This is a genomic window from Paraburkholderia sp. GAS333 (assembly GCF_050435665.1).
Lineage (GTDB): Bacteria > Pseudomonadota > Gammaproteobacteria > Burkholderiales > Burkholderiaceae > Paraburkholderia > Paraburkholderia fungorum_A.
On the sequence record NZ_JBNDKS010000001.1, the window covers coordinates 1,577,600 to 1,602,398 of the forward strand.

General features: G+C 63.3%; 21 protein-coding genes and 1 riboswitch. Of the genes, 11 read left to right on the top strand and 10 right to left on the bottom strand.

What is annotated here, in order from left to right:
* Positions 1-135: 135 nt before the first annotated feature.
* Entirely contained in the window at positions 136-2,661 is a 2,526-nt protein-coding gene (locus tag ABH945_RS07020; protein ID WP_429250112.1) for an AsmA family protein, read from the bottom strand.
* 259 nt (positions 2,662-2,920) lie between these two features.
* Between ABH945_RS07020 and ABH945_RS07025 the strand changes: the two genes are divergently transcribed.
* The 9 genes from ABH945_RS07025 to ABH945_RS07065 all read left to right on the top strand — a co-directional run bounded on the left by ABH945_RS07025 (position 2,921) and on the right by ABH945_RS07065 (position 10,930).
* Positions 2,921-3,202: a GCG_CRPN prefix-to-repeats domain-containing protein gene (locus ABH945_RS07025; RefSeq protein ID WP_074763926.1), complete on the top strand. Its 282-nt coding sequence runs from the start codon at positions 2,921-2,923 to the stop codon at positions 3,200-3,202.
* A 305-nt stretch (positions 3,203-3,507) separates the two neighbouring features.
* Positions 3,508-3,768 (top strand): hypothetical protein, encoded by a 261-nt coding sequence (locus ABH945_RS07030; protein ID WP_074763925.1) that lies wholly within the window; start codon positions 3,508-3,510, stop codon positions 3,766-3,768.
* Between the two features lie 156 nt (positions 3,769-3,924).
* Complete coding sequence (locus tag ABH945_RS07035; protein ID WP_429250113.1) at positions 3,925-5,094, top strand: HPP family protein; 1,170 nt, start codon at positions 3,925-3,927, stop codon at positions 5,092-5,094.
* Between the two features lie 109 nt (positions 5,095-5,203).
* Complete coding sequence (locus ABH945_RS07040) at positions 5,204-5,620, top strand: MarR family winged helix-turn-helix transcriptional regulator (protein ID WP_074763924.1); 417 nt, start codon at positions 5,204-5,206, stop codon at positions 5,618-5,620.
* Positions 5,621-5,622: 2 nt separating this feature from the next.
* Complete coding sequence (locus ABH945_RS07045; protein ID WP_429250114.1) at positions 5,623-7,422, top strand: chloride channel protein; 1,800 nt, start codon at positions 5,623-5,625, stop codon at positions 7,420-7,422.
* A 150-nt stretch (positions 7,423-7,572) separates the two neighbouring features.
* Positions 7,573-8,481 (top strand): cation diffusion facilitator family transporter, encoded by a 909-nt coding sequence (locus tag ABH945_RS07050; protein WP_429250115.1) that lies wholly within the window; start codon positions 7,573-7,575, stop codon positions 8,479-8,481.
* A gap of 68 nt (positions 8,482-8,549) precedes the next feature.
* Positions 8,550-8,716, top strand: a riboswitch (yybP-ykoY riboswitch).
* Between the two features lie 17 nt (positions 8,717-8,733).
* Positions 8,734-9,303 (top strand): manganese efflux pump MntP, encoded by a 570-nt coding sequence (gene mntP, locus ABH945_RS07055; RefSeq protein WP_429250116.1) that lies wholly within the window; start codon positions 8,734-8,736, stop codon positions 9,301-9,303.
* A 107-nt stretch (positions 9,304-9,410) separates the two neighbouring features.
* Positions 9,411-10,124 (top strand): ABC transporter ATP-binding protein, encoded by a 714-nt coding sequence (locus ABH945_RS07060; protein WP_429250117.1) that lies wholly within the window; start codon positions 9,411-9,413, stop codon positions 10,122-10,124.
* Entirely contained in the window at positions 10,121-10,930 is an 810-nt protein-coding gene (locus tag ABH945_RS07065) for an ABC transporter permease (protein WP_074763919.1), read from the top strand. The genes ABH945_RS07060 and ABH945_RS07065 overlap by 4 nt, the downstream gene beginning before the upstream one ends.
* 186 nt (positions 10,931-11,116) lie before the next feature.
* Here the strand turns inward: ABH945_RS07065 and ABH945_RS07070 are convergent, their stop codons facing one another.
* Both ABH945_RS07070 and ABH945_RS07075 read right to left on the bottom strand, forming a co-directional pair.
* Positions 11,117-11,698: a DUF6013 family protein gene (locus ABH945_RS07070; protein WP_074763918.1), complete on the bottom strand. Its 582-nt coding sequence runs from the start codon at positions 11,696-11,698 to the stop codon at positions 11,117-11,119.
* 416 nt (positions 11,699-12,114) lie between these two features.
* Entirely contained in the window at positions 12,115-13,131 is a 1,017-nt protein-coding gene (locus ABH945_RS07075; protein WP_429250118.1) for a zinc-binding alcohol dehydrogenase family protein, read from the bottom strand.
* Positions 13,132-13,313: 182 nt separating this feature from the next.
* Between ABH945_RS07075 and ABH945_RS07080 the strand changes: the two genes are divergently transcribed.
* Positions 13,314-14,249, top strand: a complete 936-nt coding sequence (locus ABH945_RS07080) for a LysR family transcriptional regulator (RefSeq protein ID WP_429250119.1) — start codon at positions 13,314-13,316, stop codon at positions 14,247-14,249.
* Between the two features lie 145 nt (positions 14,250-14,394).
* Here the strand turns inward: ABH945_RS07080 and ABH945_RS07085 are convergent, their stop codons facing one another.
* From ABH945_RS07085 to ABH945_RS07100, 4 genes are all read right to left on the bottom strand, one after another.
* Positions 14,395-14,736, bottom strand: coding sequence for a hypothetical protein (locus ABH945_RS07085; protein WP_429250120.1), 342 nt, complete (start codon positions 14,734-14,736; stop codon positions 14,395-14,397).
* A 44-nt stretch (positions 14,737-14,780) separates the two neighbouring features.
* Positions 14,781-17,939 carry a DNA ligase D gene (gene ligD / locus ABH945_RS07090; RefSeq protein ID WP_429250121.1) on the bottom strand — a complete coding sequence of 1,053 codons (3,159 nt, stop codon included), beginning with the start codon at positions 17,937-17,939 and terminating at the stop codon, positions 14,781-14,783.
* An 84-nt stretch (positions 17,940-18,023) separates the two neighbouring features.
* Positions 18,024-19,061 (bottom strand): Ku protein, encoded by a 1,038-nt coding sequence (locus ABH945_RS07095; protein ID WP_429250122.1) that lies wholly within the window; start codon positions 19,059-19,061, stop codon positions 18,024-18,026.
* Positions 19,062-19,237: 176 nt separating this feature from the next.
* A complete protein-coding gene (locus ABH945_RS07100; protein ID WP_429250123.1) occupies positions 19,238-20,473 on the bottom strand; it encodes a cytochrome P450 in 1,236 nt (411 codons plus the stop codon).
* 253 nt (positions 20,474-20,726) lie between these two features.
* On the opposite strand from ABH945_RS07100, the gene serB reads away from it, so the two are divergent.
* Positions 20,727-21,566, top strand: coding sequence for a phosphoserine phosphatase SerB (serB, locus tag ABH945_RS07105; protein ID WP_429250124.1), 840 nt, complete (start codon positions 20,727-20,729; stop codon positions 21,564-21,566).
* Between the two features lie 45 nt (positions 21,567-21,611).
* On the opposite strand, the gene ABH945_RS07110 is transcribed toward serB, so the two are convergent.
* The 3 genes from ABH945_RS07110 to ABH945_RS07120 form a co-directional block, all read right to left on the bottom strand.
* On the bottom strand, positions 21,612-22,517 hold the full coding sequence (locus ABH945_RS07110) for a cation diffusion facilitator family transporter (RefSeq protein WP_074763910.1): 906 nt from the start codon (positions 22,515-22,517) through the stop codon (positions 21,612-21,614).
* Between the two features lie 240 nt (positions 22,518-22,757).
* Positions 22,758-23,942: a cystathionine beta-lyase gene (locus ABH945_RS07115; RefSeq protein WP_429250125.1), complete on the bottom strand. Its 1,185-nt coding sequence runs from the start codon at positions 23,940-23,942 to the stop codon at positions 22,758-22,760.
* Between the two features lie 182 nt (positions 23,943-24,124).
* Entirely contained in the window at positions 24,125-24,793 is a 669-nt protein-coding gene (locus ABH945_RS07120; RefSeq protein ID WP_429250126.1) for a hypothetical protein, read from the bottom strand.
* Positions 24,794-24,799 lie beyond the last annotated feature (6 nt).

Here is a 24,799-nt window from a genome sequence, read left to right on the forward strand (position 1 = left end):
CCCCGCCCACTCACTCCGTTATCGCGTCTTCACTATGACCGCGCACCGAGGGTACGCTGATCAGCCATAGAAAGACGAATGAAAGGCCGCCGCCCAGACTCCAGCTCAGCCAGTCTGCAGGTAACGTCGAAAACATCAGCTCCCCTTGTACAACGAAGCGCTTGCCGGCGACATCGCAGCGGGCTTCTTCCTGGTGTCTTTCGCGTCGCTGGCTGCGGCGGGTGACGAAGCCCCGCCAACCGACTTGTTGACCGGCGCGCCATCAAGCGAAAGCGCCGCTTTTGGTTGCTGCTTGACGCCCGGCGGCGGCGCCGTCGGAGCCTGCCTCACTTGCGAGAGCAACTGCGCACACGGCAACGGCTTGTTGTTGCTCGGAGCCAGCAACGGAATCAGCGCAGCGAACGGGTTGATCAGCCCCAACCCCACCGCCGCGCCGCCACGCAGCGCCAGCGCGGCCGCGTTCACGCCAACATGCGGGTCCTTGAACGTGCCCTTCACATAGAGCGGCGAGCGCAGCGAAAACACCCGGAAACCCTTCGTATGCGGATGCACGCCAAGGTCCAGCGTCTCGTCACGCAGATTAACGGTGCCGTCGATGTTGATCACCGCGTCGTCGGTATCGAGGGCAAACACGCGTGGTTCGAGCACGCCGTCGGTCGCGACGAAATCGGCGGCCGCACAGTTGATCTTCACGTCCCGATTGCCGAACAGCTTTTCGTACACCACGTTCGCGACGTTCAGACCGGCCGCTTCCATCAGCAGACGGCTCACCGTGCCGTCGGTCACCAGCGCTTTCACCTCGCCGTTGGAAGTGGCCGCCAACGCGGCCGGCGAATTGCCCGTGGCGGTCAAAGCGGCATCGCCGTTGATTTCGCCCAACGCGCTCTGCATCGTCTTGAAGTTCGGGAACAACTGCTTGAGCTTCAGATGCCGCGCCGAGGTCGAGAAGCGTCCCTTGAGCGGCGTGGTGCTGCCGTCGAGATGAATGTTCGACGCGAGCGAGCCGCCTGCCACGCCGAATTTCAACGGTTCCAGGGACAACACGCCATCGGTCATCACGACGTGGGTGTACAGGTCGGTGATCGGCAGATCGGAGCTTTTGACGATGCGCCGGCCGGTGAATTTCACGTCGGCATCGATTGCCTTCCAGCGGTCGGTGCGGAACTCTTCGACCGGCAGCACCTTATTGCTTGGCTGCGCGGTCGCGTCGCCGCGCTTGGCCTTGCTGGCGTTCGAATCCGCGCCGATCACCGGGGCGAGATCGGCGAATTGCAGCAGATGCGAGATCAGTTCGCCCTGCAGCAATGGACGCGGCTCACGCGCGGTATAGGTCAACGAGCCGTTCAGATCACTGCCGCCTACCCGGCCTGTAAAATTTTCATACTTGAAGACATTGCCGGTGGATTTGAACTGGCCGATCAAACGGCCTTCGGTCGCGTAAGGCGGCGTGTCGGGCAAGGTCACGCCGGTCAGCGAGTAGAGACGCGCCATGCTGTTGCCTTGCAGCCAGAGCCGCAGATCGACGGCGGCCAGATGAGCCGGCTCGGTAATCGTGCCGACCAGGCCGACATGCAGATCGCCCGCCTTCACATCGGCCTGCACCGGGAACGGACGATTCGCGTCCTGCAACGCCAGCACGCCCCCGACCTTGCCGCTGCCCGCCACCGGTGTCTTGTTGTAGGTGCCCTTGACGGTCCAGCCGATCGCGTACGGCGGAATTTCCGGCTTCGCTCCGGCCGTCGTCACCGTACCGCTTGCGCCCGAGGCGGTCATCGCGCCGCTGGCGGTTTCGGGCGTTTGGCTCGCGACTCCGGCTTCGCTTGCACCCGCGCTTGCCCCGGCCGCCCCACCCGCGACCAGCGCGCCCGAAGCGCCCGTAGCCGCAGTCGTTCCCGACGCCGTGATATCCGTCGACGAAGCACCTGACGCAGCCGCCGCCGATGCTGCCGCCGCTTCCGACGCTGCCTGCGCGTTGGCCTGGGCGGTCAGCTTGCTCGCGCCCGCCTTACCGATGGCTTGCGCCGACGCGCTACGCGACGCCGCTTCCTGCTGCTTCATTGCCTCGCCGATCGGAATCGGCTGGCCGAGCGTATCGACGACCATTTGCAGATCGACCTTCTTCTGCTGATCGGAGAGCGCGATATTGCCCTTCGCAAAGGCGATATCGTTCAATTCGAGCTTCCATTCGGAAGGCCCGCTCGACGACGCCATTTTGAAAGTCCAGTTATTACGGCCGTCAAGCATGCGCTCGAGATCGACCGAAGGATTCACGAGGTTGATCTCCGGAATCACGATGTCGTGCGCAAGCAGCGGCAGCACCTTGACTTCGAAGTCGATTTCATCGAGCGTCGCGAACTGCGGGTGTTTGGTCCAGTCGGGATTGCCCACCGTGATATTGGCCGCCGAAAAACGCGGCCAGGGCACCCAGCCACGCCAGCCGGTTTCGCCCACGGGGTGCTTCCACCCCACCTTCAGATCGCCATTAATTGCGAACGGCCGGCCGATGGCCTGCGTAACCTTATCGTTGATGTAAGGCCGGGCGCGATTCCAGTCGAACGCGAGAATGAAAATGACCAGCGCGACAATCAGGACAACGAGAGTACCCAACAGCCATGCAATGATTTTTCCGGTCCGTTTTCCGATGGTGCTTGACACTGCCATTGGGAGGCTCCGCGGTTTTTTGTACGTTGCGCAACGAGCAGCACGTTATGTGCCCGATGTGAGTTCGCTTTTCTCCAGGCCTTCACCCAGGTGATGGATGCGTTTAGAGGCCTTTGGCATGCCGCGCCGCTTCACTCAAGAAGTGCGCAAACCTCGCAGCAGATGAACAGCATGCGCGCTCATTTTCTGCTAATTGTCGCCGCGCACAATGAGTCCCGTCAGTCAGAACAACTCTGACGCAAACCGACAGGAGTCGATCATGAACCGCAAACATCTTGCAGCCGTTGTAGTCGCCGCCACCGCATTGGCGCTTTCCATTGGTACCGCAGAAGCCGCGCAAGGTTGTGGTCCGGGCGGATGGCGTAACGTGTGGGGCCAATGCCGTTACGCAGCACCCGTGATCGTCGAACCGGCGCCGGTGGTTTATGCGGCGCCCGCCGCTGCGAGCTATGCGTGCCCTCCGGGATCGTGGCTTGGTCCGTGGGGACACTGCCGGAATACGCCTTATCACGGTCGTCTGCCAAACGGGATGTATCAATGAGACGGAGCGGTTAGCCTGCAGCCGGTCTGTCATGCGAAGTTGTTGACGTTGCCTCTATGCGTTATGACTGCGCAAAGAGGCACGACGCGCTGCCGAGGCCCTATTGGTCAATGCACGCACGCAATTAAATCCTCAGCGCAACCAGCTATTCGCGGAACATTTTTTGCGTCCATGCCAAATGAGTCAGCCGCTTTCGCATCGCTCCAAACCACTGACCGGTTTCAGGAATACCGTTTTCGACCCCGCCTCCAGTCATCACTTGCTCGCGGGACTTACCCGGCAATCTCTGGATTGGACATGCGACCATGGAAAACCTCTTCGCGGTAACAGACCCTCGCGACGACGCGCGCGGCGGCGATCTGAATTTCACGATCCAAGACGGCACAGCGACGATTCCAGGCCGCATATCCAGTGCCGCCATGCGCATTCTCGCCGACGATTCCGGCTACTCTCCCACTGAAGTATTCACCGCAAACCAGTCGAAGATTCGTTCGGCGGCCTACAAGTCGCGGCGTTTCAATCCGCGTCTGGCGATGGTTCTGCTCAGCGTGAATGACTTTAGCTAGTCCGTCCGCTGCCCAAAATCCGGCTGTTTTCATTTCACATCACAACGTGATAATTTCGCCGTGGCGCATGAGCGGAGCCACGCGAGCGCATTTATATCACGTTGACATATAATCACGGCTCGGCGTCGCGCCTTCACTCCTTGTCCCGTATCTATCTTGTTCCGCTCCATCGCCCTCCGCTGGCTCGCCAGCTTTATTCCTGCACCCGTCACCGTGAGATGGCAGGAGCGCGCGCGCTCGTGCCTCGGCGCGCTGCTCGGCATCGCCTTCACCGGCGGCACGATGTTCCTGCTGCTCGGGCCCACTGCGAACATTCCGCTGCTCGTCGCGCCGATGGGCGCCTCAGCGGTGTTGCTGTTCGCCGTGCCCGCGAGTCCGCTGGCGCAGCCGTGGTCGATCGTCGGCGGCAACCTGGTGTCCGCGACGATCGGCGTGACCTGTGCATACGCAATCGGCGAACCCGTGCTCGCGGCCGCGCTTGCCGTCGCGTTGTCGATCTGCGGAATGTTCGCGCTGCGCTGCGTTCATCCGCCATCGGGCGCGGTCGCTTTGACGGCGGTGCTCGGCGGACCGGCCATTCACGCACTGGGATATCGCTTCGTACTCGAACCGATTGCGATCCAGTCGGCCGCACTGCTCGTCGCGGCAATCGCTTATCACGCGGCTACGGGTCATCGCTATCCGCATTCGGGGCGGCAGGCTCGCGTTGCCGTCACGCCAAATAACGCTGCAAACCCGGCGCGCGACAGCTTCACGCGCGCCGACCTCGATGCTGTTCTGAAACGCCGCAGCGAAATGCTCGACATCGATCCCGATGACCTCGAATCGCTGCTGCGGGAAACACAGCTTCAGGCGTTTTCGCGCAGCTTCAACGAACTGACTTGCGAAGACATCATGTCGCGTCACGTGGTGTCGGTATCGGCGGACACGCACACGACAGCCGCGTGGGATCTGCTGAAACGCAACAACGTGAAGGCGCTTCCGGTAACGGACACCGACCGGAATCTGATCGGCATCGTGACGCGCGCCGATCTCGCCGACAGGCGCGGAGTCGATAAACCGGCGCCATTCACGCGCTATCTCGAAGGATGGCTTCGCGGCGACGGGCTACGTACGCCGACCGTCGGCAACGTGATGACCACCGAGGTCTGCACGATCCGCACGAACGCGCCGATCACCGACCTCGTGCCGATTTTTGCCACTCACGGCCATCACCATATTCCGGTACTCGATGCATCGGGACACGTGGCGGGAATGATTACGCAAGTGGATCTGATCGCAGGCCTGTACCGACAGACAGGGGACACACTGCGTCAGGCTGCATGACACGGCGAAGGCGAATCTGCACGAATCGCACGAATCGCACGAATCGCACGAAAATAAAATACATCATCATGTGATATATTCGTCGTTTCTCCGCACCGGCAGGTCTCCAATGAAAACACGCACTCGCGGGCTGAATAAAGCCGACTTCGAGCAACTGTCCGAGTTTCGCTATCAGATGCGCCGCTTCGAACGGTTCTCGGAACAGGCCGCGCAGAGCGAAGGCATCACGCCGTTGCAGTATCTGTTGCTGCTGCATATCAAGGGCTATCCCGACCGCGACTGGGCAACCGTCGGCGAACTGGCGGAGCGGCTTCAGTCGCAACATCACGGCGTTGTCGCGCTGGTATCGCGTTGCGAAGCGCTCGAACTCGTGCGCCGCCAGGTCAGCGACAACGATCGCCGTCAGGTGGAAGTCCACCTTGAAAAAGCCGGTGAACGCGTGCTCGCACGGCTCGCCGAACTGCACCGGGCAGAGTTGAAATCGCTTGAAGGTGCGTTCCAGATTCCACAGATCGACCTCGACTGATCATGAGCATGGACTCCCATAAGCGCGACTTCGCGGCCAACGCGCGGCTGCCCGGCATCTTCGTTCTGGCGGCCTGCATCGGCGCGGTCAGCACGCTCGCCGCCTTCGTCTTGCTGAACCTGATTCATCTGTTCACCAATCTGTTTTTCTTCGGCACGCTATCGTTCGCCGAACGCTCGCCTGCGGGCAACACGCTCGGCCTCTGGGTGATCGGCGTGCCGGTGGCGGGCGGTCTGATCGTCGGCTTGATGGCGCGCTTCGGCTCCGAAAAAATTCGCGGACACGGCATTCCCGAAGCCATCGAAGCGATCCTGTTCGGCAAGAGCCGCATGTCGCCGAAAGTGGCGGTGCTCAAGCCGCTGTCGTCGGGCATCGTGATCGGCAGCGGCGGCCCGTTCGGCGCGGAAGGTCCGATCATCATGACCGGCGGCGCACTCGGCTCGCTGATCGCGCAATGCGTGAAAGTCACCGCCGCCGAACGCAAGACGCTGCTGGTCGCGGGCGCGGCCGCCGGTATGACGGCGGTGTTCGGCACGCCGGTGGCCGCCGTGCTGCTGGCGGTCGAACTGCTGCTGTTCGAATGGCGGCCGCGCAGTTTCCTGCCGGTCGCAATCGCGTGCGCGGTCGCCGGTTTTGCCCGCGCGCTTTTCTTCGGCACAGGTCCGCTGTTCCCGCTTGAAACTGCCGCGCCGGACAGCTGGGCGCTGTTGTCGTGCGTGATCGCCGGATTGTTGTCGGGCGCGCTGGCGTCCGGACTTTCCGCCGCGCTGTACAAGACCGAGGACCTGTTCGGCAAGCTGCCGATTCACTGGATGTGGTGGCCCGCGCTCGGCGGCGTCGTGGTCGGCATCGGCGGATGGCTGGAGCCGCGCGCGCTCGGCGTCGGTTACGACGTGATCGGCGATCTTCTGCATCAGCACATCGCCTTGCAGATCGCGCTCGCACTGCTCGCCGTGAAGGCGGTGATGTGGGTCGTGGCGCTCGGGTCCGGCACGTCGGGCGGCGTTCTCGCCCCGCTGTTGATGCTCGGCGCGGGTTTGGGCACGGTGCTGTCGCACTGGCTGCCGGGCAATCAGCCGGCGTTGTGGCCGCTCGTGTGCATGGCCGCGACGCTCGGCGCAACGCTTGGCGCACCGCTGACCGCGATCGTGTTCGCCTTCGGCCTGACTCACGACGCCAACGCGCTGCTGCCGTTGCTGACCGCCACGCTGATCGCACACGGCTTTTCGGCCGTCGTGATGCGCCGCTCGATCATGACGGAGAAAATCGCGCGCCGTGGTTATCACATCTATCGCGAGTACGGGGTCGATCCGCTCGAGCGTCACTTCGTCGACGAAGTGATGACGCCCACCGTCGATTCGATCGACGCAGGCGCGACGGTCGGCGAAACCTTGCAGAAGTTTTTCGGCGCAAATCAGACGCGCCGCGCGTATCCCGTCTTGCGTGATGACGCGGTGATCGGCGTGGCCGATCGGGCGCTGCTCGAGCAATTCTGCCGGGAAAACGCAGAAGTCAAACGCGCCGCACTTCTCGCCGACGTCTTCGCGCAGATGAGCCCCACCTACGCGTTGCCTTCCGAAACCTGCCGTCTCGTTGCAACAAGACTGGCCGTCCACAATCTCGAACGGCTGCCGGTGGTCGAAGATCGCAAGAGCATGCGCCTCGTGGGAATCGTGTCGCGCAGCGATCTGGTCAAACCGTCGCTGAGCCATTTCGAAGAAGAACATAAGCGGGAGCGTTTCCGGCGTTTGACGCCGGTGCTCGGCAAGCGGCGCTTTGCGCCGATCCGCAAGGCAGGCTGAAACCAGCATGCCCACATAAAGGTTGAAGCGGCTGACTGCTTCAACCTTTTCTTGTTTATGCAAGCGTGACCTGCATTCCTTCACAGGCCTATCCATTGACCCGCAAAGCGTGGTCTCATTCGCCTATCGCCACGACCGAAGACCGCAACGATGTCCGAACGCATGTCCGATGAAGCACTCCGCCGCATGGCCTCCATCGTTGCTCTGGCGGTCGCGCTGATTCTCGTCGTCGTCAAGGTATGGGCATGGCTCGCCACGGGCTCCATCTCGCTGCTGACCTCCGCCGCCGATGGCCTCGTCGATGTCCTCGCTTCGTCGGTGACCTTTGCAGGCGTCCGTTATGCGGCGCGTCCGGTCGATCAAGGTCATCGCTATGGACACGGCAAAGCCGAAGCGATCGCGGCCTTCGTTCAGGCGCTGCTGCTGGCAGGCGCGGCGGTCGGACTCGGCGTCGAATCGACACGCCGCTTCTTCGATCCGCAACCGCTGAATCAGACCGGCTTCGGCATTGCGGTGATCGTGGGCAGCTCGCTGGCCGCAGCCGGACTCGTCGGCATGCAGACGCTGGTGGTCAGGCGCACCGGCTCCACCGCCATTGCCGCCGATCGCGCGCACTACGCGACCGATGTCGCCGTCAACCTGACGGTGCTGGCCGCGCTGCTGCTCGACCATTTTCTCGACTGGTCGCGCGCCGATGCGACCGGCGCCATCGTCATCTCGTTGTACATGCTGTGGAACGCGCGAGGCATGGCCGCGCAGGCGTTGGTGCAGTTGCTCGACCGTGAGCTGGACATGCCCGACCGCGAGCGTATCGAGGCGGCCGTGCGAGGCTGCGACGGCGTGCAGAACGTGCACGATATCCGCACACGCGACGGCGGCGACCGCGTGTTCGTCGAGTTCCACGTCGAAGTGGAAGGCTCGCTCACGGTCAACGAGGGCCACACGATCAGCGACAACGCGGAAAAAGCGGTCCAGCAACTGTTCCAGTCCGCCGATGTCACCGCGCACCTCGAACCCGCCGGTATCGACGACGAACGTCTGGACGATCTCGTCAAATAGCCCTTCACGCAAACCCCCCGTCAACACAGGCTATTTATTACAGAATGCTTTCTGACGTGTTAAGCTTGCGCCCTGTCTTTGGGGAGTAGCCGGCTTCTACCCAGAAGCGCCTGCATCAACATTCTCGGTCGCGCAGACCGTGGTGCAGGTAGCCGTCAGGTTGGCAAGACCATCGACACATCACGCGACCGGTCGGGCGCGGCGGTGTGTCGCGGTTTTCCGCCCGACCATGGACCTCGAGCCACTCCTGTCATGAATCCTGTCGCCACACTGTTCCTCGCTTTCGCCATGTCCACCGACGCCTTCGCAGCCGCCATCGGCAAAGGCGCGACGCTGCATCGTCCGCACTGGCGCGAAGCGCTGCGCACCGGGCTTATCTTCGGTGCCATCGAGGCGCTCACGCCGCTGATCGGCTGGTTCCTCGGCAAGGCGGCGGCGCAATACGTATCCGCGTGGGATCACTGGATCGCGTTCGCGCTGCTGCTCGTGCTCGGCGCGCGCATGGTGCGCAACGGCTTTCGCACGCCGCAGGCTGAAGAGGAAAAACCCGCGACCCATTCGTTCTGGCTGCTGGCCGTCACCGGCTTCGCAACGAGCATCGACGCGATGGCGGTCGGCGCGGGCCTCGCGTTCGTCGACGTCAACATTTACTCCACGGCCGCTGCAATCGGACTCGCCACCACGCTGATGGTGACCATCGGCGTGCTGCTCGGACGGGTCATCGGTCACGTGGCCGGCAGGCGCGCGGAGATGGCGGGCGGCGTCGTGCTGATCGCGATCGGCTGCACGATTCTGGCGGAACACCTTCAGATCATCGGCTGAGTTTCCGCTCGGCTGAGGGCTCATCGGCCGCACGTCTATTGACGGCGGCTCGCCGAGCGGTTAGATAGATGGCGCAGTGCCCCCACTACGCCGCTACGATCCCACTCATGACCGACGTCCCCCTTGTTCTCGCCGACGGCATCGTCCGGCGCGATCCACAGCGCGACCAGACGCTGTTGCAGCCCACTACCTTCGCGTTGCGCGCGGGTGATCGCGTCGCCATCACCGGGCCGTCCGGCTCGGGCAAGAGCGTGTTTCTGCGCGCGCTCGCGCTGCTCGATCCGCTCGATGCCGGGCGCGTGCTGTGGCACGGCGCGCCGGTCGAGCGCGCGGCGATTCCACGCTATCGGCGCAACGTCGCGTATATCCGGCAGCGGCCCGCATTGCTCGACGGCACGGTCGAAGACAACCTTCGCTATCCGTTCGAGTTGCGCACCTATCGCGACGTGCGTTTCGATCGCGCGCGGGCGGCGAGCCTCGCGGTGCAGGCCGGCCGCAGCGCAAACTTTCTCGACCAGCGCGCGAGCGAACTCTCCGGCGGTGAAGCGCAGATCGCCGCGCTGATCCGCGTGCTGCAACTGACGCCCGAAGTGCTGCTGCTCGACGAGCCGACCGCGTCGCTCGATCCCGAGTCGTCGCAGGCGATCGAAGGTCTCGTGAAGGCGTGGTTCGACGCCGATCCGTCACGTCACGCGTCGATGTGGGTCTCGCACGATCCGGCCCAGGCCGCGCGCATGAGCGAGCGCCATCTGACCATGCGTGCAGGCGTGCTGGACGAAAGCGCGGCGCCATCGCCCGCGCACGAGGAGGCCGCGCGATGACCCTGCAAAACCTGAGTCTCTGGGACGTCGCGATTGCCGCGCTGCTGATCGTCGTGAACGGCGTGGTGTCGGTGGCGCTGAAGCTCGATCTGGAGCGCAAGCTTGCGTGGGCGGCGGTGCGCACCGTGGTCCAGTTGCTGGCCATCGGCTATGTGCTCGGCTGGGTGTTCCGCTACGACCACTGGTTCGTCGTGCTGCCGCTGATGATCCTGATGACGCTGATCGCCGGGTTCGCGGGTGCGAATCGCGGCAGCCGCACTTACGCCGGGCAGCGCGCGGACAGCGTGCTGTCGATCTGGGTCAGTTCGTGGCTGGTGGCGGCGGTCGGGCTGTTCGTCGTGATCCGCATTCACCCGTGGTACGAGCCGCAATACGCGATTCCGATCCTCGGAATGATTCTCGGCAATACGTTGACGGGCGTGTCGCTCGGAATCGAACGGATGACCGAGGAACTGACCGCCCGGCGCGATCGTGTCGACATGGCGCTGGCGCTCGGTGCGACCCGCTGGGAAGCGGCGCAGGCGCCGGCGCGTCAGGCGGTGCGCGCGGGGATGATGCCGACGCTGAACCAGATGGCGGTGGTCGGCGTGGTCAGCCTGCCCGGCATGATGACCGGTCAGGTGCTGGCGGGTCAGTCGCCGTTGCAGGCGGTCCGGTATCAGATCGTGATCATGTTTCTGATTGCGGCGTCGTCCGCGTTGGGGACAGTGGGCGCGGTGCTGCTGACGTACCGGCGGCTGTTTTCGGCAGAGCACCGGTTTTTGTCCGCGCGGCTGGTGGAACGGGCGGCGGCGAAGCGCGGCTAACGTCGCTCTGCGGATGCCGCTCGGGCCATGTTCAGTGACGCTGAGCGGCATGCGCGCTTGCGCTATGCAACGCGGTCGTGACACGACACGTAGCGGACCTCTGCTTCGGTCCGCTCGCCAGCCATCAACGCGCGACCAACACGCAAACTGCCCTCACCGCATTGCACGCTTCGCACAACACGACGGTCACCGCTTCGCGCTGATCGCCACTTCCGTGCCGTCATTGAGCGTCAGCGTTTTCGTGCTGCCGTTGACCGGCATCGTAAAACGCAGAATCTGGCTGACGGTTACGTCGTTCGGACACTTGAGCGTCTTGCCGCCGTTCGTCACCGTCTTCACGCCGTGCGGAGTTTGCGCCTGGAAGTTCATCTGCACAGTCGCCGTGCCGTCGCCGGCGACAACCGGCGCAAAGCGGATCTGCGTCTGACGGATCATCGCGCCGTTGGTATCGACCGGCAGCGACGAATAGTTCGGGCAGTCGTCCGTGCCGGCTACGGGACCGCCCGGAGGCACGGTCTTCCAGGTGAAATCGTCCGACTCGCCAGAGCGGATCGTGCGGGTTTCCTGGGAATTGCCGAACTGTTTCGACGTGACGCGGACCGTGTAGCGAATCGGACCATCGAGAGCGGCCTGCGAGGTCACCGTGATCGGCGTGGCCGCGTGGGCCTGCTGCACGACCAGGGCGGGCGCGAACGCGCAAGCGAGAGAAGCAATCACTGAGACAGTGGAAACAGCGGAAACGGCGGAGAGTTTGAAGCTGGAGCTCATACTGTCACCTCGTTGTTGTGCCGCTGCGCGCCCGTAACGGCGCTACTGCCATTGCCTGTGTACTGCCGACGCAACGGGTCATGATTGACACCGTTCTGCGGCCAGCTGGATCACGAGACACGCAACTGTTTTAGCGTGATGCTTTACCAGTCTAATCCCAAGCGCGACCCTTCGTGCGGGGCGCAAGCTTGGGAGTTAACCCGCTTGCGGAACGAGTTTTCCGTGCGTGAGCCGAGTGGTCAGTGTGTCTGCACAACACGTTTTAAAACGATGTCGCCGCGCGTTGCATTGCACAAACCCGCGCACTCCAATGCCCCTGGTTAACCGCGCCCAAACGTACGCGCAAATAAACATGGCCAGTGCGCATCGCTGCGGCACTGGCCATGCTTTATCGGCGAAACACGCTCAGCGGGCGATCAGAATCCCGTCAGGACGACCTTGCCGATTGCACGCCCTTCTTCAAGCAGCCGATGCGCGCTACGCAGATTCTCCGCGTTGATCTTGCCGAAATCCTGTCCGACCGTGGTGCGCAACGTGCCCGCATCGACCAGACGTGCGACCTCGGTCAGCAGCTTGTGCTGTTCGATCATGTCGGGCGTGCCGAACATCGAACGCGTGAACATGAACTCCCAGTGAAACGCGGCGCTTTTCGCCTTCAGCAACTCGACCGGTACCGGCTCGCTGTTTTCGACGATCGTCGCGATGCTGCCCTGCGGCGCGATCACTTCGGCCGCAGCCGGGAAATTCTTGTCGGTGTCGTTGAAAATCAGTACGTAATCGACCTGATCGATACCGAGTTCCTTCAACTGCGCGGGCAGATCGCCGAAATGATCGACGATGTGGTCCGCACCCAGTTCCTTCGCCCACTTCGCCGATTCGGGGCGCGAAGCGGTCGCGATCACCTTCAGCTTCGCCATTTGCTTCGCGAGTTGGATGCCGATCGAGCCGACCCCGCCCGCGCCGCCGAAAATCAGCACGCTGCGGCCTTCATGCGCGCCTTGCGGCGATACGCCGAGGCGGTCGAACAGCGCTTCCCACGCGGTAATCGCGGTCAACGGCAACGCGGCCGCGTGCGTGAAATCGAGCGATGCCGGTTTGCGGCCGACGATCCGCTCGTCGACCAGATGAAACTCGCTGTTCGCCCCCGGACGCGTAATGCTGCCCGCATAAAACACCGGATCGCCGACCTTGAACAACGTGACATCCGGGCCGACCGCGACAACTGTGCCGGCGGCGTCCCAGCCGAGCACGCGCGGCGTCTTTTCGACGGTATCTTTCGGCGCGCGCACCTTGGTGTCGACCGGATTGACGGAAATCGCCTCGACTTTCACCAGCAGGTCGCGGCCGGTGGCTTCGGGCGTCGGGATGTCGACATCGACCAGCGATTCGGCGTGATCGATTGGGAGATAGCGATAGAGACCAATGGCTTTCATGGCAACTCCTGTTTGTTCGGATTTGAGGTTTGACGAAGATCGGCGGCTGGTCCGGTTGGCTGGCATGTTTCGCGAGCGCAACGCCCTCTTGATGCCGTCGATCCATAGGCGTAATCGTACGATGCCTCTTCTTCTCGCAAAACCATCATAATGACTAAAACATCTTTTGGATTTTCCAGATAATGACGCTTTCCCCGTCCGCTGAGCGCGAGCGGCTCGATCTGCTCGATGTCGCGTTGTTCGTACGCGCCGCGCTGCTTGCCAATGTATCGGCGGCGGGACGCGAATTCGGTTTATCCGCGGCGGTCGCGAGTTCGCGCATCGCGCAGCTCGAAAAGCTGCTCGGCGCGCGGCTGTTGCACCGGACCACACGCCGTATCAGCCTCACGCAGGACGGTGAAGTCTTCATGACGCGCGCCGAGGCGCTGCTCGACGCGGCGGCCGCCGCACGCGCGTCGGTCGGCCGCGCGCAGACCGAGCCGCAGGGCCGCTTGCGGGTGTCGATGACATCGTCGTTCGGACGCCAGCATGTGTCGCCGGTGATCAGCGAGTTCTTGAGACGTTATCCGGGCGTGAGCGTCGATTTGCGCCTGACCGATCAACTGGTCGATCTCGTCGATGCCGGAATCGACGTGGCGATCCGGATCGGCGCGCTGAAGGATTCGTCGCTGGTTGCGCGGCGGCTCGCGGTCAACCGGCGCGTGCTGTGCGCATCGCCCGCGTATCTCGCCGCACGCGGCATGCCGCATCATCCATCGGATTTGACCCGGCACGAGTGCGTGATTCTGTCGGACCAGCGCGACTGGGCGTTCGTGACGCCGGCAGGCCCGCTTGAGGTACGCGTGAGCGGGCGCCTCGTCACCGACAACGGCGAGGTGATCCGCGACGCGCTGCTCGCCGGATTCGGCATCGCGCTGAAATCGACGTGGGACGTGGCGCCCTATTTGCGCAGCGGCGAACTGGTCAGCGTGCTCGATGCTTACCCGCTGGTGGATAACGTCGCGATCTGGGCGGTTTATCCGAGCCGCGCGTTCGTACCGCCCAAAACGCTCGCTTTCATCGAGTTCCTTGCTGCGCATTTCGGTGATCCGCCGTATTGGGATGTGGCGCCGAGGTGAGCGCCGCATCCGGAGCCGAGTCGTTTGGCGTGTGACAAGTCACACTGGCAATAGACGCGAGGACGCGCGCGACCGGGCATCGAGAATTGCGGCGTTTCGGCGAACCTTCGCCGCAACCGCCTCTGCGAACCACGGCCCGAACCACTCAATGCTTGCGCTGCCCTGCCGCCCCCGCCCGCTTCCCATCGGAATTGACATCGGTATGCGCGTCGTTCTGCGTCTTCTGCTGATACTCGTCGCCGCCGCGCCGGTCCGTATCCTTCAGCCCGCGCTCGACATCGCGATGCGCCTGTTTACCCACGTGGCGCGGCTCGTCCTCGTGTTGCGATTCGGGATTCTGGTCGGTCTCGTGCGGCAACGGCGCGGCAGCGTCCTGCATCGAGCGAGGCTGCTTGTCGGCATGCGGATCAGCCTGCTTGTCGCCAGGCTTGCTGCTCTGCGTACCCGCCAGCTTGTCGCCATCCGATGATTGCGGTGAAGTCTTCATGACGTGCTCCCTTTTCTCGTTGAATAAATTCCGCCGACCGGCGCTTACTGCGCTTCGTCGAGGCGTTTTCTCATGGCCGCGGTAATCCGCTGCCGTGTCTTCGCGTAAGCAGCCCAAGGATCTTTCTTCAGATCGGCGAGCCGCTCGTGCAGGTTCTGGATGGTCCATTGATCGCCCGCCGTGGTCGCGGCGACTTCGTCCCACGATAGCGGCACCGATACACCGAGACCAGGCCGCGCGCGCGCCGAGAATGCGGCGACCGTGCTCGATCCACGGTTATTGCGCAGGTAATCGACGAAGATTTTCTGCTTGCGGTTCTGCGCGCCCATCTTTGCGCTGAAATACTTCGGCAGCGTGGCGGCCATGTGCTGCGCGACGGCTTGCGAAAAGTCCTTCACCTCGTCCCAGCCGGCCTGTTTTGCGAGCGGCACAACGACATGCAGCCCTTTGCCGCCGCTCGTCTTGCAAAACGATTCGAGACCGAGTTCTTCGAGCAGTGAGCGCGTGAGTTGCGCGGCTTCGATCATGCGTTCCCAGCCGAGCGACGCATCGGGGTCGAGATCGAACACCATCCGGTCGGGTTTTTCGATGTTCGATACCAGCGCATTCCACGTGTGAAATTCGACGGTGCCCATTTGCGCGGCACCGACCAGCGCGTTGAGTACGTCGACGGTGATCAGCGGCGGATGGCCGGCGTCGAGGCCGGGATGCTGGGTGACATTCGGAATCGACAGTTTCTGGCTGTGCTTCTGAAAAAACAGTTCTCCGCCGATGTCCTCGGGCGCGCGCACCAGCGACACCGGCCGGTCCTTGAGATGCGGCAGCATCCAGTCGGCCACCGCTTCGTAATACCGGACGAGATCGATCTTGCGTGCGCCGGTGCTGCTATCGATCACGCGGTCGGGGTGGGATACGCGTACGCCGGCGATTTGTTCTGTGGCGTTGGATTTTTTTGTGGCGGAGGTTTTTGTAGCTGGTGTTTTTGCAGTCGCCGTCTTTGCAGCAGGCGTTTTTGCAGTAGCCGTCTTCGCACCAGCAGCCTTCGCAGCAGTAGTCTTCGCGGACACCGTCTTACCCACCCCACTCTTCGACGACGCGCGTTTCTTCGGCGCGGCCTCGACTTCAGCTTCAGCTTCAGCGGCACCTTCGTGACGGATATCGGTTTCCTGTTGCACATCGACTCCTTGACGGGATGCTTCCTTGACGATCTGGCGTGCCGGTTTGTCGTCGCGCAAGCTGACGAACGACGCCTGGCGCACGATGCCGTCGCTGGTCCACTCGGCGAAATTGCATTCGGCGACTAGCACCGGCTCGACCCAGTGAACCGCTGTGCGGCTGCGCTCGCGCGGCGCGGCGGCGAACGGCATCTCCTTGCTTGCGTGCGCGTCGAGCGCCTTCTTGACCGAGCGCAGCAACGCGGCGTCGAAGCCGGTGCCGACTCGGCCTGCGTAATTCAGTCTGCCTTTGCTGTCGTAGACGCCGAGCAGCAGCGCACCGAACGACGCGCGGCTGCCGGACGGTTCCGAATAACCGCCGATCACGAATTCCTGGCGTCGGCGGCACTTCAGTTTGATCCACGACGACGAACGGCCGGACAGGTAGCCGCTATCGCGACGCTTGCCGATGATCCCTTCGAGCGACATATCGCAGGCGCTCCTGAGCAGTTCGTCGGCGCTGAATCCGAAGTCGTTCGAGAATCGCAGCACACTGTCGTCGATGTTCTCGAGCAAGGCGCGCAGGATCGCGCGGCGCTGTTCGAGCGGCACGTCGCGCAGGTCGTAGCCGTTCAGATAAGGAACATCGAACAGGTAGATGACGATGTCCTGCGGACGGTTTGCGTCGAACGTGTTTTGCAGCGCCTGGAAGCTTGGGACGTCGTTATCGTCGAGTACCACGGCTTCGCCGTCGAGCCACGCGCTGTCGAGTTCGAGCTGATCGACGGCCTCGACCTGCTTGCCGAATTTCGCGGTCCAGTCGTTACCGGCGCGCGTGAATATCTGCGTGACTCCGCGTTTCGACACACGGTCGATGCGGACCAGTACGCGGTAGCCGTCGAACTTGATCTCGTACGACCAGTCGTCGCCTGCGGGCGCGCTGTCGACGAGTGTCGCCAGTTGCGGTTTGAAGGTCGCGGGCAGGCGTGCCTTGACCGCCCCTTCGATCGCGGGCGACGCGGCAAGCTCGCGCAGCGATTCGTTGGTGCGCGTGGCGACGATGTCGGGTCGCCTGGGATCGGCTTTGGATGACGCGGGTTTTGTATCGCTGCGCCTGGTGGCTTTCGCCGAGGCGGTGGGTTTGTTCGGGGACTCGCTGGCTTTTTTGCGGACAGCAGGCTTTGTCGATGCCGTTTTTGTTGCGGCCGTTGAGGCTGCGGTTCTGGCGGCCGTTCTGGCGGCGCTTCTAGTCGCGGACTTCGTGGCCGGCACGGGCGCGGTTCGACTGGTCGCGTTGGCGGTAGTCTTAGGCACGGCTTTGCCCGCGCCTTTGCTTCGCGTGCGACGCCCATCGCCATCCTCTCCCTCGTCCGTTTGCGAGTTCGCGCGCCTGCTATTTCCGCCGTCCTTGCCCGCACCGCGTCCCTTTTTCCCAACCGACGCTCCGCCCTCACCCAGCACGCTCCCGGGCTGCTCCTTCAGGATGTCGTACTCGGCTTCCCCACGTGCTTCGTCGTCGCGCTCCTTGATCAGCAGCCATTGCTCCTTGTCGCCGCTGCCGCGCATGTGACTGCGCACCAGCGTCCAGCCGCCGCGCAGCTTTTCCCCATGGAGCCTGAATTTGAGCTTGCCCGCAGCGTACGTGCGAGCCGCCTCGGCCGATCCGCCGACCGGCTCCCACGTGCCGCGATCCCACACGATCACGCTGCCCGCGCCGTAGTTGCCGGCCGGGATTTCGCCTTCGAACGAGCCATACTCGACCGGATGATCTTCGACATGGACCGCCAGCCGCTTCACCGACGGATCGAGGCTCGGCCCTTTCGGCACGGCCCATGAAAGCAGCGTCCCGTTCAATTCGAGCCGGAAGTCGTAATGCAGACGCCGCGCGTCATGCTCCTGGATCACGTATGACAGCGTTTGGTCCGCGTCGGCATGCACCGCTTGACGGCCCGCGCGCCCCGCCCGCTTACGTGCCGTAGTCGCGCCCGAAGGCTCCGGCGTTTCGTCGAAGCGACGTTTGCGTTGATAGAGATCGAGTCTGTCGTTCATGGCGATGACATCATCGAGAGAGGGGTGAAATAGCGCCTGGCAAGCGGAATCACGACGACAGGCGCGGCCCGGTCAGGACCGCACTCAGGCCGCCGCCCTGCGCTTGCGAACCGGGGACGACGCAGCCGTCTTCGCCGCCGCGCGACCGCCGCTGGAACTACTGCCGCCGCTTCGCCCGCGTGGCGCGCTCGCCGCCTTCGTCGCGCGAGGCTTCTTGCGGGCTGGCGCTTCGCTCTCGCCGGTTTCCGCTTCGTCGTCTTCGTCGTCCCCGGCTGCGGAAGCCCGCTTTCGACCACCCGCCGCCGCCTTTCCTTTGTCTTTGTCCTTACCGCGCCCCAAACTGCGCTTCAACAGATCGGACAAATCGAGAATATCGGCGGATTGACGCGACTCGTGCGGCGTCTCGATCTCGGTGATTTCCTCGGTCTTGCCCGCCCGCACCTTCTTGTCGACTAACGCCATGATGTCGTCGCGGAACGTGTCGTGATATTGCGACGGGTCCCACTTGTCGCTCATGTCGTCGATCAGCTTCTTCGCCATATCGAGTTCGCGAGTGGAAACGCCTGCGGCCTTTGTGCCGTCGGCGGGCAGCTTGAATTCGTCGAGATCGCGCACTTCGGCGGCCCAGCGCAGCGTGTTCAGCGCCAGCACCGGACCCAGCGGAATCAGCGCCGCCAGATGCTGCTTGTTGTGCAGCACGACGCTCGCCACGCCGATCTTGCCCGATGACTTCATCGCCTCGCGCAACAACGCGTAGACCTTTTCGCCCTTGCGGTCGGGCGTCAGGAAATACGGCGTGTCGAGATAGAGAAACGAGATGTCGGCGGCATCAACGAAAGCGAGAATGTCCACCGTCTGCGTCGATTCGGGATTCGCCGCGCGAATCTCGTCGTCGGACAGCACGACGTATTTGTCCTTCTCATACTCGAAGCCGCGCACGATGTTCTCGCGCGTCACGTCCTTGCCGGTCCGCTTGTTGATCTGCTTGTAGCCGACCGGATCGATCGTGCGTTTGTCCAGCAGATTGAAGCCGACTTTCTCCGACTGCGTCGCCGGATACAGCTGCACCGGCACGTGGACGAGGCCGAAGCTGATTGCGCCTTTCCAGATCATGTGTGGCATCGTCACGCTCCTGTGAGCCGAAGACCTGATGTGAAGCAGCTTGCGTGCCACGGGTCCAGGCGCCACAGCGCATGACGGGACGCGGATTACGCTGTGGCGAGGCTGTAAGACTTGCGTCAGCCCGGCAAAAGATGCGGAACGGATTCCCGCCGTTTTCAGCAGGTTTTGGCGGTTTTTCAGCCGTTCACCTCGACCGGCACCGCCGCGAATCCGCGAAACCGGACGCGGCCGCCTCGCGTCGGCGTCCCATTCAGCCGATACGACGGAAACCGCTGCACGAAACGCCCAATCGCAATTCGCGCCTCGAGCCGCGCGAGCGACAAACCCGCGCACTGATGAATCCCGAAGCCGAACGCGAGATGCCGGTTCGGATCGCGGCGAATGTCGAAACGATCCGGCTCGGCAAACTGCTCCGGGTCGCGATTGGCCGCGCCGATGCACAAAGTGACCGGCGTACCGCGCGCAACCTCGACGCCGCCGATCGTGGTATCGACGGTCGCCATCCGGTTACCCAACTGATTCGAACTCTCGAAACGCAAACATTCCTCGACCGCCGATTCGATCAACGACGGCTCGCGCAACAACGCAGCGCGTTGCTCCGGCCATTCGGTCAGCGTAACGAGACCGTTGCCGATCAGGTTGGTGGTCGTTTCATGTCCGGCATTCAGGATGAAAATGCAGTTCTGCAGCAATTCCGCTTCGGACAGTTGCTCACCACCCGCCTCGCCCTCGATCAGCCGGGTCAGCACATCGTGCTGCGGATCGCCCGGTTCGCGCCGCCGGCGCGCGACCAGATCGCGCAGATAATCGACGAATTCGGTCACCGCGCGATTGCCGCGTTCTAGTTGCGCGGCGTTCAGCGACGGCTCGAGCGCGCCGAGTATCGCGAGCGACCAGTCGCGCAACGGCTCGCGCTCGGCGTGCGGCACGTCCAGCAGATTGCCGATGATCTCGACCGGAATCGCCGACGCGAATTCGCCGATCAGATCGATCGTGCCGCGCGCGGCCGCCCGATCGAGCAGGCCATCGACGAGACGCACGAGGCCCGGCTCCATGGCCGCGATAGCACGCGCCGTGAGCGCTCCGGCGATCAGTCTGCGCACCCGCGTATGCCGTGGCGGATCGTTGAACACAAGGCTGGTGGTGTGATGCGCGTAGAGCGGCGAGTCGCCGTATTTCGGCCTGAACTCGACGGTCTTGTCGGAGCTGAACGTCTTCGGATCGCGATAGACCGCCTGCACGTCACGAAATCGCGTCAGGAACAGCGAGCCGTCGGGCATCCGCCGGATCGGCTCGTGGACGCGCAGTGCGTGATAAACCGGATACGGGTCGGCGTAGAAAGCGGGACTCAGGTGGCGCAGATCGAAATCGCGCGCGAGGATGGAGGGGTCGCTGGCAGTCGCCGGGGTCATGCTGTGTCTCCGTCTTTGTGTTTATGTGTGTTGTTGCCGGGTCGATGCAAATGACCGCGAGGGATCGTTCGCAGCGTCGTTCGATTCGACAGTCGAGTATGGCTCGCGCGCAATCCGTTTGCACAGCGTGATTCTCCGCCCGCCCGCAACCGCCGCACCCGCAGAACCGCCGCCCAGGACGGCGCATCTGCCGGAACCGATACAATAGCGGGATTTCCGCGCTCTCCTACTTCCTGCTTCCCTTGCGTCGTCCATGAACCTCGTCATTCAAAGCTCCGCGCCCCTTTCCGCCGATCACCACAAAACGCTCGTCGCGCTCGCACGCGGTTCGCACGCCACCGCGATCGACGCGAATGCGCTGCGTATCGCCGACGCAAACATCGACCAGCGCGCGGATATCGACGTGTATTGCGGCACCCATCAGCTTGACTACGCGTTTGTCGAAGCGGGCCGTCAGTTGCGCGACTTCGGGCTGGTCGCGATGGACATGGACTCGACGCTGATCACGATCGAATGTATCGACGAAATCGCCGATTTCTGCGGACTGAAAGCGGAAGTGGCCGAGATCACCGAAGCGTCGATGCGCGGCGAGATCAAGGACTTCAACGAGAGCCTGACGCGTCGCGTCGCGCTGCTCAAAGGCCTCGACGCCAGCGCGCTCGAACGGGTCTACGAAGAACGTCTGCAACTGTCGCCCGGCGCGGAGCGCATGCTCGCAGGCGCGAAGGCGGCGGGGCTGAAAACCTTGCTGGTGTCGGGCGGATTCACGTTCTTCACCGAAAAACTGAAGGCGCGTTTGGGCCTCGATTTCACGAACGCGAACACGCTCGAGATCGTCGACGGAAAACTGACGGGCCAGGTGACCGGCGAGATCGTCAATGCCGAGGTGAAAGCACGCACGCTGCGCGAAACCTGCGCGAAACTCGGCATCGAACCGGCGCGCGCTATTGCAATGGGCGACGGTTCGAACGATCTGAAGATGATGGCCGAGGCCGGTTTGTCGGTCGCGTTTCGCGCGAAACCGGTGGTGCGCGAAGCGGCCACCGTGGCCTTCAATCATGTCGGACTGGACGGGTTGCTGCGGCTGTTCTGAGCGCAGCCTCACGCAAATACATTGAGACCCGCCGGCATCGGCGAATTACAGCCAGCGCGGGTCTCGCGTAAAAGCCACCGTCAGCCAGCGATCCGGGCCCGATTCGCCAATCGCACGCGATATCTTGTCGCGAATCAGATCGAGCTGGCGGATGCCGACATGCTCCATCGCATCGGGCAACACGATGTGCACCTCGACGAACAGCCCGCGCCCCACGCGCGTCGCGTAATGCGAGTACGTCACGAAGCCGTATTCGGCGGTCAGGCTGTGCATCAGTTCGCGCACGGTCGTGTCGAGACTGTCCGGCGTCATCAACAGCACTTCCTTGACGGCACCGACCACCGTGCCGATCGGCATCGGAATCAACACCAGCGTCAGCACGGCTAGCACGCCAGGGTCGACATACCAGCTCAGGTGGCTGTAGCGGGTCTGCTCCAGGATCCACGCGACAGAAAACGCGACCAGCAGCGCCGAGCTGATGCATGCCGACATCAGCCAGCTTTTGGTGTCGAGTCCGATCAGTTCCGATTCGATCACGCGGTTGAGCCGCCGCTGCCGGAAGTACATGAAAAAGCAGAAGATGCTGACCACGACCGCGTAGATCATCGCGATGCCGAACTCCAGCTCCCGGCCGCCGTCGATGATTCCCTTGACCGCGTTGACGAACGCATACAGACACAGCACCGACAGCAGGCTGCCGTTGAACACCAGCACAAGCGGCTCGATGTGCCAGAAGCCGTGCTGGAAGCGTCGGCTGCCCGGCTGACTCAACAGGCGCGCGACCAGCAGCGACAGGCTGCACATCGCGGCGTCGAGCGCGGAAAACATGCCGTCGAAGATGATCGACAGCGAACCGCTGACCACACCCACGACGATTCCGACACCCGCGATCATCAACGTGCAGAGCAACGATCGCCTGAGGGTTCGCTGCTCGAGTTCGGTGGCCGACATGATCTGGCGCCTCCTGATGTTCGAGGATCCAACGAGGAAGTGACCGTTGCAGTATATCGGCGGCGAGTGGGCTGCGGCGTGGCGTGCAGTGCGATGTCGCGATGGATTTCCAGGCACGCTGATGACCGTCGCCGGATATAAAAAAACCCACCGGAAACGGGTCCCGGTGGGTCGATTCATTGCATCACGGCGGCAAAAAGGCTGTCGCGAGCCCTGGCACTCGCATAGAAGCTCAAACGCTCACGCCAGCGCCGACAGACTCTGCTCGATGTCCGCGCGCAGGTCCGCCTCGGCTTCCAGACCGACATAGAAGCGCACCAGCGTGCCCTTGTGCGGCCAGTCGCCGGCGGTGCGCATCGACGCGACGTCGTAGGGCATCACGAGGCTGTGTGCGCCGCCCCAGCTCCAGCCGATCGAAAAGAGTTCGAGCGATTCGCAGAACGTGTCGATCTGCGCCGCGCTGTAACGGCCGTCGAAGACGACCGAAAACAACCCGCCCGCGCCTGTAAAGTCGCGCTTGAAAAACTCGTGGCCCGGACAGTCGGCAATCGCCGGATGCAGGACCGACGCGATTTCAGGGCGCGTTTTCAGCCACTGCGCGAGGGCCAGTGCAGCACGGTCGTGCTGCTCGAAACGCAGTTGCATGCTCGGCAGGCTGCGCAGAATCAGCGAGCAGTCATCCGCCGATACGCCGATCCCCATGCGCATACGGGCCGCCTTCAGCTTCACGTGCAAGTCACGGTCGACGGTGATCGTCGCGCCCATCAGCACGTCACCGCCGCCTGACTGGTACTTGGTCAGCGCCTGCACCGAAATGTCGACGCCATGGTCGAACGGACGGAACGCGAGACCCGCGGACCAGGTATTGTCGATTGCCGTGATCACGCCGCGCGCACGTGCCGCCGCGGCGATCGCCGGGACATCGGCGACTTCCATCGTCACTGAACCGGGCGCTTCGATCCAGATCAGGCGCGTGTTCGGCTGGATCAGATCGGCGATGCCCGCGCCGATCAGCGGATCGTAATAACGCACCGTCACACCGAAATCGCGCGCCAGCCAGTCGCCATGTTCGCGATTCGGCGAGTAGACGTTGTCGGGAATCAGCACGTCGTCGCCTGCCTTGACGAGGCCGAAGTACACATTCGAAATCGACGACAGACCCGACGGCTGCAATAGCGCATGATTGCCGCCCTCGATGGCGGCAAGACGCTGGGCCAGCGCGAGCGACGTGGGCGTTGCATGCAGGCCGTAGCGCCATTGCGCGTCGTTTTTCCAGTCGAGCGCGCGCATGGTGGCGAGATCGGGAAACACGACCGTCGAGGCTCGCGCGACCGGCGTCGAAAACGATTCGAAGCCCGGCGTGATCTGGTCTTCGGCGCGCACGATGCGGGTTTGCAGATCGCGTTTGAGTTTGGATTGGGTCATGGTGAGATTCGTTGAAAGACGGCGCGGGGTGTTGCGCCGCCTGAGAAAGAGTAGACGAGTTGGCGGGATTGCGCCTGATAGAAAACCCGCGCGAGGATCTTTGAGAGGTCCGCACGGGGTTCTGTTTTGTGTTGCAGATTCGTGGCTGACTAGTGGCCGGTTAGTCATTGGACAGTGGCAGATCAGTCGCCGGTTTGCAGATTGCTGACGCCGCCGACCGGGTGGCCACCAGGGGCCGGTGCAGTCCCGTTACCGCCTGCTTGAGGCGCGGGCGCGGGCGCCGCCTCAGGAGCCGCATGAGCCACAGCTGGCGCGCCCGGAGCCGGAATCGCCTGGCCTGCGGCCAGCGGCTTCAGATCGAACGGTTGCGGATCGGAATCGTCGACGTTCATCCGGTCGCCAGAGACCGTGCCGTCGGCCGCGAACTTGCCGACCCAATTGCCGGTGATACGGGTGCCATCGTTCGACTCCTCGACTTCGAGCGTATCGCCGTCGCGGTCGCCCGCGATCAGGATAACTTCGCCGGTGTCCGTGTACTGGTATTCGCCGTGCACGCCCGATGGGTCGTCGGTTTTCGGGCCCAGCCGCAACACGATCTGACGCGAGCCGAGCATGCCTGCATAACGCGGAAATTTTGCGAACTCGGGGCTCGGCCTGAGCGGCAACTGGATTGGCGGAGGCGCCGCCAGTTCCTTGACCGCGTCGCTTTCGGCCCAGGCTTGCGCGGGCATCAACGCTCCCGCACCGGCACACAGTAGCGCGGCCACGCTAACCACCGCCCAGCCACGCCGCCGCACTGCGCCGTTTCGCACGCCGCCCGGCAAACTCTTCATCGCTTTTGATTCCTGCATCCGTTC

What these genes read in the sequence shown, in the direction of transcription:
- ABH945_RS07120 (WP_429250126.1), bottom strand. Translation starts at nt 24,793, where the DNA reads ATGCAGGAATCAAAAGCGATGAAGAGTTTGCCGGGCGGCGTGCGAAAC.
- ABH945_RS07080 (WP_429250119.1), top strand. Translation starts at nt 13,314, where the DNA reads ATGACGCTTTCCCCGTCCGCTGAGCGCGAGCGGCTCGATCTGCTCGAT.
- ABH945_RS07030 (WP_074763925.1), top strand. Translation starts at nt 3,508, where the DNA reads ATGGAAAACCTCTTCGCGGTAACAGACCCTCGCGACGACGCGCGCGGC.
- ABH945_RS07095 (WP_429250122.1), bottom strand. Translation starts at nt 19,061, where the DNA reads ATGCCACACATGATCTGGAAAGGCGCAATCAGCTTCGGCCTCGTCCAC.
- ABH945_RS07040 (WP_074763924.1), top strand. Translation starts at nt 5,204, where the DNA reads ATGAAAACACGCACTCGCGGGCTGAATAAAGCCGACTTCGAGCAACTG.
- serB (WP_429250124.1), top strand. Translation starts at nt 20,727, where the DNA reads ATGAACCTCGTCATTCAAAGCTCCGCGCCCCTTTCCGCCGATCACCAC.
- ABH945_RS07050 (WP_429250115.1), top strand. Translation starts at nt 7,573, where the DNA reads ATGTCCGAACGCATGTCCGATGAAGCACTCCGCCGCATGGCCTCCATC.
- mntP (WP_429250116.1), top strand. Translation starts at nt 8,734, where the DNA reads ATGAATCCTGTCGCCACACTGTTCCTCGCTTTCGCCATGTCCACCGAC.
- ABH945_RS07110 (WP_074763910.1), bottom strand. Translation starts at nt 22,517, where the DNA reads ATGTCGGCCACCGAACTCGAGCAGCGAACCCTCAGGCGATCGTTGCTC.
- ABH945_RS07060 (WP_429250117.1), top strand. Translation starts at nt 9,411, where the DNA reads ATGACCGACGTCCCCCTTGTTCTCGCCGACGGCATCGTCCGGCGCGAT.
- ABH945_RS07020 (WP_429250112.1), bottom strand. Translation starts at nt 2,661, where the DNA reads ATGGCAGTGTCAAGCACCATCGGAAAACGGACCGGAAAAATCATTGCA.
- ABH945_RS07070 (WP_074763918.1), bottom strand. Translation starts at nt 11,698, where the DNA reads ATGAGCTCCAGCTTCAAACTCTCCGCCGTTTCCGCTGTTTCCACTGTC.
- ABH945_RS07100 (WP_429250123.1), bottom strand. Translation starts at nt 20,473, where the DNA reads ATGACCCCGGCGACTGCCAGCGACCCCTCCATCCTCGCGCGCGATTTC.
- ABH945_RS07065 (WP_074763919.1), top strand. Translation starts at nt 10,121, where the DNA reads ATGACCCTGCAAAACCTGAGTCTCTGGGACGTCGCGATTGCCGCGCTG.
- ABH945_RS07115 (WP_429250125.1), bottom strand. Translation starts at nt 23,942, where the DNA reads ATGACCCAATCCAAACTCAAACGCGATCTGCAAACCCGCATCGTGCGC.
- ABH945_RS07075 (WP_429250118.1), bottom strand. Translation starts at nt 13,131, where the DNA reads ATGAAAGCCATTGGTCTCTATCGCTATCTCCCAATCGATCACGCCGAA.
- ABH945_RS07085 (WP_429250120.1), bottom strand. Translation starts at nt 14,736, where the DNA reads ATGAAGACTTCACCGCAATCATCGGATGGCGACAAGCTGGCGGGTACG.
- ligD (WP_429250121.1), bottom strand. Translation starts at nt 17,939, where the DNA reads ATGAACGACAGACTCGATCTCTATCAACGCAAACGTCGCTTCGACGAA.
- ABH945_RS07045 (WP_429250114.1), top strand. Translation starts at nt 5,623, where the DNA reads ATGAGCATGGACTCCCATAAGCGCGACTTCGCGGCCAACGCGCGGCTG.
- ABH945_RS07025 (WP_074763926.1), top strand. Translation starts at nt 2,921, where the DNA reads ATGAACCGCAAACATCTTGCAGCCGTTGTAGTCGCCGCCACCGCATTG.